Annotated in this window: 10 protein-coding genes; 5 read left to right on the plus strand and 5 right to left on the minus strand. The window is 69.4% G+C overall.

Going from position 1 to position 14,645, the window contains the following annotated elements; genetic code table 11:
* Positions 1-19 precede the first annotated feature (19 nt).
* From IG65_RS39165 to IG65_RS0119285, 4 genes are all read right to left on the minus strand, one after another.
* Entirely contained in the window at positions 20-1,246 is a 1,227-nt protein-coding gene (locus IG65_RS39165) for a hypothetical protein (RefSeq protein WP_231509287.1), read from the minus strand.
* A gap of 90 nt (positions 1,247-1,336) precedes the next feature.
* Positions 1,337-2,905 carry a BTAD domain-containing putative transcriptional regulator gene (locus tag IG65_RS39170; RefSeq protein WP_231509288.1) on the minus strand — a complete coding sequence of 523 codons (1,569 nt, stop codon included), beginning with the start codon at positions 2,903-2,905 and terminating at the stop codon, positions 1,337-1,339.
* A gap of 478 nt (positions 2,906-3,383) precedes the next feature.
* Positions 3,384-4,142: a Mut7-C RNAse domain-containing protein gene (locus IG65_RS0119280; RefSeq protein ID WP_030516329.1), complete on the minus strand. Its 759-nt coding sequence runs from the start codon at positions 4,140-4,142 to the stop codon at positions 3,384-3,386.
* Between the two features lie 96 nt (positions 4,143-4,238).
* The gene (locus tag IG65_RS0119285; RefSeq protein WP_030516330.1) at positions 4,239-7,511 is read right to left on the minus strand and encodes an arabinosyltransferase domain-containing protein; all 3,273 of its coding nucleotides are present in this window, start codon (positions 7,509-7,511) and stop codon (positions 4,239-4,241) included.
* A gap of 400 nt (positions 7,512-7,911) precedes the next feature.
* Between IG65_RS0119285 and IG65_RS0119290 the strand changes: the two genes are divergently transcribed.
* The gene (locus IG65_RS0119290; RefSeq protein WP_030516331.1) at positions 7,912-8,868 is read left to right on the plus strand and encodes an LLM class F420-dependent oxidoreductase; all 957 of its coding nucleotides are present in this window, start codon (positions 7,912-7,914) and stop codon (positions 8,866-8,868) included.
* Positions 8,865-9,986: a CaiB/BaiF CoA-transferase family protein gene (locus IG65_RS0119295; protein ID WP_081879590.1), complete on the plus strand. Its 1,122-nt coding sequence runs from the start codon at positions 8,865-8,867 to the stop codon at positions 9,984-9,986. Before IG65_RS0119290 ends, IG65_RS0119295 begins: the two co-directional genes overlap by 4 nt.
* 176 nt (positions 9,987-10,162) lie before the next feature.
* On the opposite strand, the gene IG65_RS0119300 is transcribed toward IG65_RS0119295, so the two are convergent.
* Positions 10,163-11,209 (minus strand): ferredoxin--NADP reductase, encoded by a 1,047-nt coding sequence (locus tag IG65_RS0119300; RefSeq protein WP_030516333.1) that lies wholly within the window; start codon positions 11,207-11,209, stop codon positions 10,163-10,165.
* A gap of 73 nt (positions 11,210-11,282) precedes the next feature.
* On the opposite strand from IG65_RS0119300, the gene IG65_RS0119305 reads away from it, so the two are divergent.
* The 3 genes from IG65_RS0119305 to IG65_RS0119315 are packed head-to-tail and all read left to right on the plus strand — an operon-like array spanning position 11,283 to position 14,644.
* A complete protein-coding gene (locus tag IG65_RS0119305) occupies positions 11,283-12,686 on the plus strand; it encodes a class I adenylate-forming enzyme family protein (RefSeq protein WP_030516334.1) in 1,404 nt (467 codons plus the stop codon).
* Positions 12,664-13,569: an acyl-CoA dehydrogenase family protein gene (locus IG65_RS0119310; RefSeq protein WP_030516425.1), complete on the plus strand. Its 906-nt coding sequence runs from the start codon at positions 12,664-12,666 to the stop codon at positions 13,567-13,569. The genes IG65_RS0119305 and IG65_RS0119310 overlap by 23 nt, the downstream gene beginning before the upstream one ends.
* Complete coding sequence (locus tag IG65_RS0119315; protein ID WP_030516335.1) at positions 13,556-14,644, plus strand: acyl-CoA dehydrogenase family protein; 1,089 nt, start codon at positions 13,556-13,558, stop codon at positions 14,642-14,644. Before IG65_RS0119310 ends, IG65_RS0119315 begins: the two co-directional genes overlap by 14 nt.
* Position 14,645: the final 1 nt, after the last annotated feature.

Raw genomic sequence — 14,645 nt, forward strand, 5'->3', positions numbered from 1 at the left:
TGCACCGCTTAGCGCGAACTTAGCTCCCGCTCAGCGTCCTCGTCGGCTCGGCACCCACCGCGCTCACCAGCGCGTTCACCTCGGCGCGTGTCATGGCCGCGCCGGCCGCCAGACCCGCGTCGAAATCCCGCTCGGACAGCGCCGCCCGGACCGCGGCGGCCTCGCGGGGCGCATCCACCGGATCCATCGCCTCCGGAAGGAATCCGATCCGACCGCCGAGTGCGCGCACGGCCCCCAGCAGGCGGGCACCGTCGTCGGCACGGCCGCTGCCTGCGGCGATCGCGGCGGCCAGATGCACCATCACCAGCCACGAGGTGACGTCGCCGTCGGATTCCAGCGCGGTCTGCATGGTGCGCAACGCCGTGCGTGCATCGGTCGGATCGCCGGTGTCCATCGCGCATCGAGCCAGCGTCCACGACGCGGAGGCGACCGGCCAGCGGTGGCCGCATCGCTCCGCGACCGATACCGCCTCCCGCAGCGCGTCCCGTGCCGCGTCGAGGCGATTCACGAAACGCAGGATCATGCCCTCGATCATGAGCGCCTCGGCCAGCTGCCACGGGTGGCCGGCCGCGCTCACCTCGGCGACGGCGGCGCGGGCGGCGGCCGCCGTCGCGGGCGACGCCGTGACCACGGCGTGCATGTAGGTGGTCCATGTCCGCATCCACGCGCCGGTGGCCTGATCGCCCGCATCCGCCGCAACCCCGGCGGCTCGCTCGGTCGATTCCGCGCCCCGGACCGGATCGCCCGACAGGTAGTACAGTCCGCCGAGACCTGCCAGGGCGGCCGCCAGTGTCGCCCCGTCGGCCTCGTGTCCGGAGCGCTCACACGCGGCGAGCGCGCCCGTGATCGCCTCGATGCCCTCCTCGATGAAGCCGCGCCGGTACCAGAACCAGTAGAGCGCTGCCGCCAGGCGCAAGACGTAGCCCGGGTCGCCGTCCGCGAATGCGGAGGCGATCGCGCTGCGGTGCTCGGCGACATCGGCAGCGAGCGCATCGAGCATCTGTGCCGACCGCGCGTCGCGCAGGTGGGCGGCCGCCAGCTGCGATCGCTCCAGGACGCAGCGTCGATGCGCCGCCCGCACCCGAACCAGTTCGTCGGCTTCGCAACGGGCCAGAGCGAATTCGCGGATGGACTGCAACATTCGGTACCGGCGCGGCGAGGACGCCGGCTGCACTCGCAGCAGCGATCGACGGACCAGACCCGTCAGCGTTTCGAGAACCGCCAGCGGCCAGGGCGCGCCGTGCACGGCGGCTGCGGCGTCGATATCGAAACTGCCGGCGAAGACGGCGATCTCACGCAGCAGCCGGGCTTCCGCCGGGCCGAGCGTGCGATAGCTTCAGTCGATGGTGTCGGCCAGCCGGCGCTGGCGGGCCGGCGCGGTGCGCGCGCCGCCCGCCAGCAGGGTGAACCGGTCGGCCAGTCCGTCGGCGATCTGTTGTTCGGACAAGACCCGCAGTTGCGCGGCGGCCAGTTCCACCGCGAGCGGAATGCCGTCGAGGTCGGCGCAGATCTGCCGCACCGGTTCGCGCACCCGCTCGTCGAGCGTCCAGCCGTCGACCACACCCGCCGCCCGCGTGGCGAACAGTTCGACGGCGTCGGACTCGTCCAGCGGCAGGACTTCGACGACGCGTTCGCCGTCGACGGCCAGCGCCTCCCGGCTGGTGGCGAGGATTCGGACGCGCGGGCATCGGCTCAACAGGACGCTCACGACGGCGGCGACCCCGTCGAGCAGATGTTCGCAATTGTCCAGCAACAGCGTGCATTCCCGGTCGGCGAGGACGTTCGCGAGCCGATCCGGCGTTGCCGCACCGCGAACCTGGACAGCCGCGGCCACGGTGGCGGCGACCAGCTCGTCGGATTCGACCGGTGCCAGATCGACCCACCACGGCCCGTCGCCCGCCGACAGTCGCCGGCAGGTTTCGAGGGCCAGCCGGGTCTTGCCGACGCCGCCGGTGCCGACGAGCGTCACCAGCCGGTGGGTGCGCACGGCTCGTCCGATGTCGTCGAGTTCGCCGCTGCGGCCGATCAATTGGGTGCGCGGAACCGGCATCTGTGGAGCCGACGCGACCGAGCCTTGGGCGGCCGTCGTGCGCCTCGCGGAGCCGGAGAGCAGATCCTCGTCGTGACGCAGGATCGCAGTCTCCAGTTCCCGCAGCCGGACACCGGGCTCGATGCCGAGCTCGCTGTCGAGCAGGCGGCGGATATCCCGCAGGGCGGCGAGGGCCTCGGACTGCCGCCCGGCCCGGTAACGGGCCAGCGCCAGCAGCTCCCATACCCGCTCGTCGAGGGGGTGCGCCGACACCAGGTCCTCGGCGTCGGCCAGCGCGGCATCGGCGCGACCGGCGTCGAGTCGCAACTGCACGAGTGCCTTGCGGGCGCGCAGTTCCAGCGTGGTCAGTCTGACGATCTCAGGGCGCACGAATTCCACATCGGCCACATCCGCGTAGGGCGCACCCCGCCAATCCGCCAGCGCCGCCTCGTATGACCTGAGACCGGCATCGAGATCGCCTGTGGAACAAGCGGATTCGGCGTCGATAACGTATTGTGCGAATCGATGCGCATCGATCCGGTCCGCGGGCAGATCCAGCAGGTAGCGGGTGCCGCAGCGGGCGATCACGCTCCCGCCGCCGCGGCGGCGGTCGGGCTCGAGCCGGTTACGCAGCGTCGAGATTCCGAAATGCAGCGAGTTCACCGAGGGGTCCCTGGCGTCGTGCCACACCTGCTCGAGCAGTCGGTCGGCGGACACCTCGTGCGGGAACGCGACGATCAACGCCGCCAGCAGTGTCCGTTGCCGCAAGCCCCCGAGATCGACCGGCCGGCCGCCGACGGTGGCCGCCAGCCCACCCAGTACCCGCAGCCGCAACTGCGCACCGCTCGAATCATCCGTATCCGGGGGATCACCCACGAGTCACCTCACTACAGCTCTCGCCCGGCAATCTAACCCGGCGCCGCCCGATGACGGCCCGGCAGGGAGCATTCCTCGGCATGCCGAGCACCGACGGTCACTTGTGATCGATGCGGCGCCGGGCGGAGAATAGGTGGAGTGGTAATCCCGACTCCTGCGAAAGAACTGTTATGTCTCGAAGGATTGGTCTTGCCGTCGCGACGGCTGTCACTACGTTGACCCTGGGGGTCGCCGCCCCCGCGATCGCTTCGGCCGCCGCCCCGGCGGCCGGAACGCCGGGGACCAGCGACACAGCCCAGGCGACGCAGATTCAGTGGCTCTCCGTTTGCCTCAACCTTCCGGTCGGCTCGGCGAGCGTCAGCTTCTGCATCTAGCGTGAGAAGTATGCCCGGCACCGGCGGCACCGGTGCTGGAGAAGCCTGCTTCCGTCCCGGTTCAGGAATTGCGTCGCATCTACGCCGGGGCGGTGCGGTTGCCCCTATCTGTCCGGTCCGACCGCGGCTCGAATTCTGGTGACGAGGTCGTCGAGCCGCCGCTGGTGCGAACCCTCCCAATAGATCCGGCGGCATTCCCGGCATTGTCTGAAGGTGTCGTAGTACTTGCGGGTGAGTGGCTCGAGCCGGTCGGCGATATCCTGTTCGGCCACGTCGGTCAGCAGGCCCCCGCAGGGCAGGCAGCGGCTGAACGGCCTCAGCCGATCGGTCAGATCGAGCCGGCGGATCACCTCGACGAGCTGGTCGACGGGCCGATTCGAACGCACGAAGACTCCGTGGGTCACGTTGCGTCGCTTCAGGAGTCCGCGGTCGCGGGTGAGGATGATCCGGTGTTGTTCCGCGGCGGCCGTTGCCAGGGCGGCATCGTCGGTGTCCGCCGGGCTCCGGGCGTCGAGGCCCATCAACCGCATGAGCCGGGCGAGCCCACCGAGATTGACGTCCACGATGAAACGCGGATCGCGCAACGGGCGGGGACGGACCCGTGTCGCCGCCCCGATGTCCAGGGTCTCGAAGACCGGGTAGGCGGCGAGCCGATCGCCCGGCCGCGGGTGATGACCGAAGTCGACGGATTCACCGTTCACCAGCATGAGGTCGACCTCGGTATGCGGGATGCCCGCGGCCTCGACGATATCTTTCACGGTCTGATGCGGACGGATCGGCCGCCGCTGCGCCGCGTACCGTGCGGCCGGGGGCACGAAGTCGTTCAGCTCGGCATACACCCGCAGTTCGACACTTGCGGTCATGGAGACCATTGTCGTCCTGCTCCGGGACGCGACGCGCTGTGCGGCGGCGGTGCGAAACGCGCGAAGTCCGATCACGGCCGGGCTCCGCGGAAGCGGTCACCAGGTGTAGATATGCCCGGGTGACCACATACCGCCGTGGGTCTCCTGGGTGACCGCCGGGGTTGCCGGGACGGCCGAGGGGTCGATCTTGCTGAGGCGTTGCAGTTCGCCCCAATCCTGGTCCCAGTCGTAGGCGAGGTAGGTGGCCAGGGTTTGCGAGCGCAGCAATTGCTGACTCCAGCCCAGCGGTCCGCCGCCGGCGTGGCTTTCCCACATCGTGGTGTCGGCGGCGCCCAGGCGGTTGGGCAGGATCCGCCAGTCCGGTACCTGGGCGATGCCGTCCTTGTGGTCGAAGGGGCGCTGGCAGGGGAACTGCAGGCCCACGGCCCAGTCCAGCAGAACCGGCTGCTTCGAGCCGACCAGATCGTTCAGGGTGTGCGTCTTCGGGATGCGCGGGGGAGTCAGCGCCACCCAGCGCTGCGGATCGAGGTTGTGATCCTTGGCCACGATGCGGATCACGTTGGCCGCGGCGGGAATTCGATCCAGGGGGACGCGCAGGTTCCGCCACGACGGCGCCGGGCCGATGTCGATCGGGGTCACCCGTCCGAGTGCGTGTGCGCTCGTCGCGGAGTCGGTGCTGCCGTATTCGATCTCCACCGGTTCACCGCCGACGTATCCATTGTTCGGACCCACCGCCTGGATGCGCCCCGCCGCCGCGATCGAGACGATATCGCTGCGATCGTGCTGCGCGGGCAGGCGGTACCAGCCGGTGACGAGATCGGCGGGCTGCTCCTCGCCGTAGGTGCCGAGTTCCGGTGTGGTCGCCGCGTCGAGACCGTAAGGCAGTGGAGCACCGCCGGTCTGGGTGGCCGACTCGCCGGTGCCGGGTTTGTTGCCGAAGGACTTGGCGATGCTACTGGTCTCCTCCTTCTCGTCGGGTGACATCACGTCACCGACGCCGTTCGGCACGAATCCGCGAGCGCCGTTGGAGAAGGTGGAGAACTGGTCGCCGACGAGCGGCTGCATCAGCGAGGCGTTGGGGTCGGTTTCGACCAGGACCTTGTTCGCCAGGCCGCACGGATTGCCCACTACCGCATGGATATTCGAGGAAGCCAGCGAGAATCCCGGGTATTGCGTTACCGCGCCCGCGGTGAACGAGAACACCTCGAACACCACCAGGATCGCCGCGGCCGCCATCAACGGCGGGAACTTCGCCAGGCGCCAGGCGCGCGGGGAAACCCGATGCGGCGTACCGGGTTTCGGCGCCCGCACATGCCACCAGATCGCCAGCAGCAGGCACAGCGCGGCGATGATCAGGAATATCCGGCTGAACCCGACGCCGAGCACCGAAGGTGGCTCGTTCCACCACGGGACACCGAAACTCGAGACCCACCACCACTGGTTGACACTGGTGAAGATCTGCGCCATCGCCAGCGCCACGACCGCCGCGAACAGGGCGCGATTGCGCGGTGAGCGCATCACCCGGGGCCCCACCGCGACCGCGGTCAGCACCGCGACCGCTCCGGCCAGGCCGGCGTACACACCGTTGTGGTGGGTGAATTTCGTCGGGCAGGTCGCCATCAGCACCATGGCCCCGAATGTGACGCCGAGCAGCCGCCGCGCCGGCCCCGGGGCGGTGAACGGAATGCGCCCGCCCTTGCGCAGCAGGACGAAGACGCAGACCAGCAGGCTCAGCCACATCGCGACCATGCCGAAGCGACGGGCGATGGAGCCGTCGGCCGACGGCATGAACAGCCACTGGTAGTTCAGGTAGTCGTTGTACCAGGGGTCCGAGGGGCCGACGATGTTGTGCACGCGCTGCATCTCGAACATCGCCGAGAGCGGTTCGACGGCGAAGGCGAAGGCCAGCACCAGCATTCCGGCCGCGGCCAGCGGTGCCAGCAGCGCCCCGTACGCCCGGATCCACGCGCCGGTCGGCACCGAATTTCCGTCCTGCGCGCCGGCGAGTTCGCGTGCTCTCGGGACACCGAATCCCACGGCCGAACGCAGGCCCGCGAGCAGCGGCGCCAGGCAGATGATGCCCGAGGGCGCGGCGGTGAAACTGAACGCGGCGACCAGGATCGCGAGGGCATACGGCAGCAGCCGGTGCGTCGCGATGGCGCGCTCCACGAGGCACCAGGTGAGCAGTACGCAGACGGCGACCACGGGCTCGGGCCGCAGCCCGTTGTTGTAGGGCAGCCACACGGCCAGGAAGGCCAGCGCGCCCGTCCACACCGCCACCTTGTCGTGGCGCACCGCCACACCGAGCCGCGGGATGACCTCACGGCTCAGCGCCAGCCAGGTGACCACGGCGGCCAGCAGCGTCGGCAGTCGCATCCACGGGCTCGCGACGCTGATCTCCGACATGTGCGCGATGATGTCGTACGGCGGCGTGCCGACCGGATTCTCCGGCACGCCGAAGAACCGGAAGTAGTTGGCCATATAACCGGACGCCAGCGAGGTGCGTGCCATCCCGAACTGGTAGCCATCGTCGGAGGTGGTGGCCCCGATGAAATGCCACAGCAGCAGCGTGCCGAAGACTACGACGTCCACGCCGGTGAACGTCCACCACCGCTGCGGCAACAGCCGCCGCAAACGCCGGCCGTCGGTGCGGTCCAGCCGGTACAGCGCGAGCAGCGCTACCAGTGTGAAGACGACCGCCAGTACTTCGGCCGCGCGCTTGAGGAAGGTCGGCGTCACCGAGAACCGGCTGTCGACCTGCGCGACGACCTTGGCGCCGTCCGCCGTGGGGAGATCGCTGAAGATGCCGACCACCTGTGGCCGCCAGTCACCCGGCGGCAAGGTGGCGCCTTCGATATCGGTTCCGGTGACACCGACCTTGGTCGACGACATATCGGCGTGCACGGTCAAGGTGCCGTCGGCGACCGCATCGATCGGCACATTCAGCAGCGATTGATTGCGCAACACGACCTCGAGTTGCGCGGGCTTTCCGTCCTGCACCGGTCGCATCCGCGCGACGAACCCGTACTTCTCCAGTTGCGGCGCACCGGCGGGCAGCGTCGATGCCAGCACGCCGCCGTGTGCGCTCAGTTGCGCCATCGACCGGCCGGGGATCGTGGCATCGAAGGTCAGCGGTGCGTAGGTGACCAATGGGGCGTCGACACTGCGGGCCGAATCGGCCTGCGGCCACGACAGGGTGGTGTGGTCCACCTTCACCGGCAGCAACGGCACCGCGAGGGCGCACAGCGCGCCCAGCAGCCCGGCGAGGAAGGCGATCGGTCCGGCCCAGTCGCCGCGCTGTCTACCCGAGGTCCTGGGTGTCGCGCCTGCAGTAGGCGCACCGTCCGCCCTCACCATCGTGTCGACCACGGTCGCCGATGCTAGCGTGACGCTTCTGTTATCCGCGATTTCGTCTCTTGTTCTCAGTCTGCACTCAGGAATCGACGGCCGGGGCGAGGTCGCGTCCCGAGGTCGCCGACGACACCGGCCGGTGAGTTGCCGGCGGGTAGGTCACCGTTCGCGAATCGGACAATCGATCCCTGTTTGTGGCAACGGCTTTCAGCGCATCCCGAGTCGGATGGCCGCCCGGTCGAGCGCGCGGGGTGCGGGCAGGTGTGCGCAGCGGTTGCGAAGGCGCCGGTCGCCGGTGCATCACCGGTTCGATAACGTATGACCGCGCTAACGGTATTGGCATTCTCTTTTTTCGCAAGTACCGTATTCATCAGTGGGTGACGCGGTCGCCCGGCGTAGCGGCGGGTTGGAGGTCTTCGTGCGTGTCGGAGTGATGATCGGACCGGAGAAGGGGGATTCCGCGCGCAAGCTGAGCCGGATGCTCGACGACATCGCCTGGGCCGAGGAGGCCGGGCTCGACACCGCGTGGATTCCGCAGATTCCCAGCGATTTCGACGCGCTGATCACGGTCGCGGCGATGGGATTGCGGACTCGCCGCATCGAATTGGGGACCGCCGTGGTGCCGTTGCAGGCGCAGCATCCGATCGCCCTGGCACGCCAGGCGCTCTCGGCGCAGGCCGCCGCGGGTGGGCGATTGGCGCTGGGGGTGGGCCCCTCGCATCACTGGATCGTGCGCGACATGCTCGGCCTGCCGTACGAGCGCCCGGCGGCCTACACCCGTGACTACCTGGATGTGCTGGCGGCGGGACTGACCGGCCCGGGGACCGTCGACGTCGAGAACGACACGTTCTCCGTGCACAATCCGCTCGATCTGGGCCCGGTCGCCCCGGTGCCGGTGCTGGTGGCCGCGCTCGGGCCGGTGATGTTGCGCATCGCGGGGGAGCGGGCCGACGGGACCATCCTGTGGATGGCCGACGAGCGCGCGATCGCCGATCATGTGACGCCCAAGATCACCAAGGCCGCCGCCGACGCGGGCCGGACACCGCCGCGCATCGTGGCGGGACTTCCGGTCTGCCTGTGCCGGGACTCGGAGGTGGAGGAGGCGAAGGCGCGAGCCAATCGCATTCTCGGCGAGGCGGAAATCTCGCCCAACTATCAGCGCCTGCTCGAACAGGGCGATGCTCGCGACGTCGGCGACATCTGCGTGGCCGGCGACGAGGCCGCCATCGCGGCCGGATTGCGCCGTTTCGCCGAGGCGGGTGCGACCGATGTCTCGATCCGGCTGCTGCCGATCGGCGACACTCGGGACGAACTGATCGCCTCCAAGCGCCGCACCCGCGAGATGATCGCAGACATCGCGCGGGAATTACGATGAGCACCGATTCATCTGCGGCGCCCGGTACGGGTCCGGACCGGCGAACCGGAGCGTTGCCGGAGCGCACCAGTGCCGGTCCGCTGGCGGGGATTCGCATTCTCGAGGTCGGCACCATGCTCGCCGGTCCGTACGCGACGATGATGCTGGCGGATCTGGGTGCCGAGGTCACCAAGCTGGAACCGGCCGGCGGCGACATCTCCCGGCAGGTCGGCGACAGCTATTTCGCGAGCCTGAACCGCGGCAAGCGCAGCATCCGCCTCGACCCCGGCAGTGCGGCCGGCCGGGCACGCCTGGGTGAGCTCGTCGCGCATTCGCATGCGCTGCTGGTGAATTTGAAACCCTCGGCGATTCACCGGCTCGGCCTGACGTACGCCTCGCTGCGGGAATTCAACCCGGCGATCGTCTGCGTCGCGATCACCGGATTCGGCCTCTACGGCGGCGACGATCCGGCCTTCGACTACATCGTGCAGGCCGCCACGGGGGTTGCCGCGCTCACCGGCGATCCGGCCGGACCGCCGACCCTGCCGGGCTATTCCTCCGCCGACAACTCCACCGGCCTGACCGCGGCGCTGGGTCTGCTCGCGCAGATCGTGTCCGGCCGCGGTGGTCAGGTGGACGTCTCGCTGCGCGATGTGATGTTGTCGCAGTTGAACTATCACGCGGCGGCGTATCTCAACGAGGGCACACTTCCGCAGCGGCGCCCGTTCGGCGCGCATTCGTATTACGTTCCGGCGCAGCTGTTTCCGACCGCGAACGGTTACCTGGCGTTGTTCGTCACGCACGACCGCTTCTGGAAGACCTTTGCCGCCGAGGCCGGGGTGACGGGCTTCGACACCATGGCCGAACGCGTGGGCCGGCGAGCCGAGGTGCTCGCCGCGGTGACCGCCGCACTGGCCCGCGACGACGCCCGGGGCTGGGAGGCGCGGCTGCGCCCCCTGGGCATTCCCGCCGCCGCGGTCCGCACATTGCCCGAAGCGCTCGACGCCACGCCCGACGCCGTGGCCGCGGCGGGGACGTACCGTTTGGTGGCATCGCCCATCCGAATCGACGGCTACACACCGGAATACGGCCCACCGCCCCGGCTGGGCGAACACGACAACCAGGAGTCGGTGCGTTGAGTCGATAGGCGCCGACCAGCGTCGGCCTCGGCGCTGCTCACTTGCGCCGGGGCCAACGGAAATTGTCGCGACACGCAGTTCAGCAGGCGGACGGCATCGTCCGCTACACACCGATCCGGACACATCCCTGCGGGAACCGAGGCGGCCGACCGGGGACGACCGCCCGCGGTCTCCGCTCATTCGTAATGCACCGTCACCGACTCGGTGTCCGGCACCGCTTGGCAGGTGAGGACGTAGCCGTCCTCGACCTCGTCGTCGGCGAGGGCGTCGTTCACCCGCATCGTGGCGCTGCCCTCGCTGAGCCGGGCCATACAGGTGGCGCAGTTGCCGGATTCGCAGGAGAACGGCGGAGTCAGGCCCGCGCGGCGGGCGCTTTCCAGCAGCGTCTCGCCGGCGTGGCGCGGCACCGTGGCCTTTTTGCGGTTGAGGAAGATCGTGATCGTGCCACCGGCAGCGCCGGATTCGGTTGCGGGCGTGGGGGTATCGGAGGTGGTTGCGGGTGCCGGCTCGGTCGCCGAATCGGCGAGTTCGGGGACCGGTGCGCCGAACCGTTCGCTGAAGATCACCCCCGGGCCGGGCAGGGCCGCCTCCACCATCTCCATGAATTTCTCCGGCCCGCACACGTAGCTGTCACCGTGACCGTCCGCGCCGACGAAGTCGCGCACCGCCCTCGGGGCGAGCAGCCCGGCGGCACTGTCCAGATGCCGGATCACCTGGAGCCGGCCCGGAAAGCGCTCCGCCAGCTCGAGCAGTGCCGCCCCGAAGATCACCGATTCCGCGTCGCGGTCCGCGCACAACAGCCGCACGCGGCGCTCGGTGGTCGCCAGGGCGCTCTTTGCCAGCGACAGCACCGGCGTGATCCCGCTGCCACCGCTGAAGCCCAGGAGCGGAACCTCGGTGTCGCGCAGGCAGAATCGGCCGGCGGGCCGGCCCATATCGATCACGTCGCCCTCGGACACGTTGTCCAGCAACCAGTTCGAGACCTTGCCTCCCGGCACCCGCTTGACCGTGGTCATCAGTTCGGAGTCGGTTTCCGGTGCGCTGGACATCGAATAGGACCGATACAGATCGGTGCCGTCGACCCGGACCCGGAAGGTGCAGAACTGTCCGGCGCGATAGGTGAGCGGGCCGTCGTGCGGGGCCAGCACGAAAGTCCGCGCATCGGCGCACTCCTTCACGATCCGGGTCACGGTCGCGGGCCGGAACATCGGGGGACTCGCCATGGAACGCCTCTCCTGGTATTAAGATTCTTATACAAAGAGAATAGCGTTCTCCCGAACGAGATGGGATTTTCTCATGACCGAGCCGACGGCGATCGTGTTCGACGATCGGCACTACAGCCTGTCGCAGCTCGACGAGCTGGCCGGCGGACTGGCCGAGACCCTGCACGCGCGCGGCGTTCGCGCGCGCAGCCGGATCGCCGTGATGTCGTCGAATCGCCCGGAATTCGTGCTCGCGGTGCTGGCGGCGTGGAAGCTCGGCGCGGCGGTGGTCCTGCTGAGCCCGGCGTGGCGGCGAGCCGAGGTCGAGCACGCGCTCGCGATCACCACACCCGGATTCGCGGTCGGCGACCATCCGGTGCTGGCGGAACTGATGCCCATGCTCGATCTCGACGACCCGATCACGCCCAGCCGCGCGGAATTCGACCCGCCGGACCCGGAATCGGATGCGGTGCTGGTGTTCAGCTCCGGCACCACCGGCCTGCCCAAGGCGGTGCGCCACACGCACGCCTCGTTCGCGGCCGCGGTGCGGGACTGGCAGCAGGTGCTGGAGCTGGGCAGCGACGACCGGATCCAGATCCTGACCCCGCCGTCGCATATCCTCGGCCTGCTCAACATCGTCACCGCGCTGCGGGTGGGCGCTTGGATGCGGCTGCATCGCCGCTTCGACCTGGAGTCGATGCTGCGCAGCATCGAACGCGACCGCATCACCGTGGAGATGGCGGTGGCGCCGATCGCGCTGGCCATCGCCTCGCATCCGCAACTGGAATCGTTCGACCTGTCCTCGCTGCGCTACATCATGTGGGGCGCGACGCCGGTGACGGTGAGCGTCGCCGAAACCGTGACCCGCCGTACGGGCGTGCGCTGGCTGCCCGCCTACGGCGCCACCGAACTGCCGGTGCTGGCCTGCAATCCGATCGAGGGCGCCCGGCTGGACACGGTGGGACGTGCCGCGCCCGGGGTATGCCTGCGAACGGCGTCGCTCGACGACGGAAAACCGTTGCCGCCCGGGGAGATCGGGGAGATCCAGGCGCGGTCGCCGTCGCTGATGGCGGGTTATCTGCCCGACGGCGCGGACGCGGGGGCCGTCGTGGACGGCTGGTACCGCACCGGCGATGTCGGCTGGATCGACGCCGCCGGCAGGGTCCGCATCACCGATCGGGTGAAGGAGATGATCAAGGTCCGCGGCTTCCAGGTCGCGCCCGCCGAGATCGAGTCCGTCCTGCACGGGCATCCCGCCGTCGCCGATTGCGCGGTCTTCGGTGTGACCGACGGCGCCGACGGCGAGGCGATCGTCGCCGCGGTGTCGGCCGCCGCGCCGGTGACCGCGGAGGAGTTGTCCGCTCTGGTCGCCGATCGCCTGGCCGGATACAAGCGGCTGCGCCGGGTGGTCTTCGTCCCCGACATTCCGCGCCTGCCGTCCGGCAAGGTGCTGCGCCGAGTCCTCGAGGAGCGCTATGGACGTCCGTCTGACCAGTGAACAGCGCCAATTGCGTGATGCCGCAGCCAAGTTGGCCGACGATCTGGGGCCCGGCTCGGTAGCGGAACTGGCCGACCGGGAGCGGATCACGCGGCTGGACAAGACCGTCGAGCTGACCGGATGGCGAGCCCTGCGCTCCGACGGCGCGTCGGGCGTGGAACTGGCGCTGGTGGCCGAGGAATTCGCGCGTGGACTGGTCGACGTGGCATTTCTGGGTCCGGTGCTGGCCGACGATCTGCGCGGCCATCCCGCCGGGGACGAGGGTCGCTGGACGCTGGGGGTGCGTGGACGGGCCGCCGACGCGGCCGGATGTGATCGGGCGGTGGTACTCGCCGACGGTCAGGTGCTGGCCGGCCGGCTGGGTCCCGCCGCGCCGTCGGCGGATCCGACCAGAGCGGCGGCCGAGCTCGACGGGCGGCTCGAGCATATCGGGGAACTTTCGCCGGATCAGGCGTCGCAATGGCTCGCCCTCGCCCTGGTTGGCACCACCGCGGACCTCCTGGGCGCCGCCCGGGGCGCGCAGCGGCTGGCCGTCGACTACGCGAAAGTCCGTGCCCAGTACGGCAAGACGATCGGCTCCTACCAAGCCGTGGCGCATCTGCTCGCCGAATCGCAGGCCTTGATCGAGGGATCGGTCAGCGTGCTGCGCTACGCCGCCTGGGGAGTGGACGAACTGTCGCCCGACGAGGCGGTGCGCGCCGCCCGCATCGCCAAGATCTACTGTGCCCGCGCCGCGCGCACCGTCTGCGAAACCGCCATCCAGGTGCACGGCGGCATCGGCAACACCTGGGAATGCCTGGCGCACATCTACCTTCGCCGCGCCCTGGTCTCGACCGAACTGTTTCCCGTCCGTCTGGAGGAGATCGCCCGTGGACTATCGTGACTCACCGGCCGAGGCCGAATTCCGGGATCGGTTGCGGCGCTGGCTGTCCGAGGTCGCCGGCGACTTCCCGACCTCGGGTGACGAATACTGGGCCCGTCAGGGCGAGTGGCATCGCGCCCTGTACCGGGCCGGCTTCTTCGGATCGTCGTGGCCGAAGGAGTTCGGCGGACACGATCTGGCGCCGGTCTACGACGTGATCGTCGACGAGGAACTGGCCCGCGCGGGCGCCCCGCCGCGGCCGAGTCTGGGCTATCTGATCCAGGGCTTGGGCCGCCACGGCAGCAAGGAACTGCAACAGCGATTCCTGCCCGGCATGATCGACGGCACCGAACGCTGGTGCCAGGGCTTCAGCGAACCGGGAGCCGGTTCGGATCTCGCCGCCCTGACCACCACCGCCACCCTCGAAGGCGACCGCTATGTGATCCACGGCCACAAGATCTGGACCAGCTACTCCGATGTCGCGGACTGGTGCCTGCTGCTGGCCCGCACCGATCCGCAAGCGCCTCGGCACAAGGGGATTTCGGCGTTCATCGTGTCGATGAAGCAGCCGGGTGTGCAGCAGCGGCCGCTGCGCATGATCAGCGGTATCACCACCGAATTCGGGCAGGTGAGTTTCGACGGCGCCACCGTGCCGGCCGATCGGATGGTGGGCGCGCCCGGTGAGGGCTGGAAGCTGGCGATGACCGTCGTCGGTCACGAGCGGGAGCCGTCGACTCTCGGCTATTCGGCCCGCTACGCCAAGACGGTGCGCGCGCTGGCCGACCGCGTCGACGGGCCGCTGCCCGACGAATTGACCTGGGCGGCGGTGCAATCGGAGATGTTGCGGCTGCACGTGCGGCGACGGTTGTCCGAACAATTGGACGGCGTCTCGCACGGCCCCGACGGCTCACTCGACAAACTGCTCATGACGTGGGTGGACCAGGCCGTCGGCCATGCCGCGCTGACCGTCGCCGGCACCGACGACGCCGATATGTTCGGCACCTACCTCTACAGCCGCGCGCAGAGCGTCATGGGCGGCACCTCGCAGATCCAGAAGAACATCATCGCCGCCCGCATACTCGGATTGGGAGCCTGAC

It is taken from the genome of Nocardia sp. NRRL WC-3656 (genome assembly GCF_000720265.1).
Lineage (GTDB): Bacteria > Actinomycetota > Actinomycetes > Mycobacteriales > Mycobacteriaceae > Nocardia > Nocardia nova.